Source organism: Leclercia sp. AS011 (assembly GCF_037152535.1).
GTDB lineage: Bacteria > Pseudomonadota > Gammaproteobacteria > Enterobacterales > Enterobacteriaceae > Enterobacter.
The window spans coordinates 1-223 of record NZ_JBBCMA010000035.1 but is presented as its reverse complement, the minus strand read 5'-3'; the positions used below and the strand labels follow the sequence as shown (position 1 = coordinate 223).

1 rRNA gene is annotated in these 223 nt (G+C 48.4%); it reads right to left on the bottom strand.

Going from position 1 to position 223, the window contains the following annotated elements:
* Positions 1 to 223, bottom strand: a 23S ribosomal RNA gene (locus WFO70_RS22400); the annotation flags it as partial.

Below are 223 nucleotides of genomic sequence, written 5' to 3'. Positions count from 1 at the left end.
GCCGCTACTGGGGGAATCTCGGTTGATTTCTTTTCCTCAGGGTACTTAGATGTTTCAGTTCCCCTGGTTCGCTTCGTTAAGCTATGTATTCACTTAACGATAGTGTGACGAATCACACTGGGTTTCCCCATTCGGAAATCGTCGGCTATAACGGTTCATATCACCTTACCGACGCTTATCGCAGATTAGCACGTCCTTCATCGCCTCTGACTGCCTAGGCATC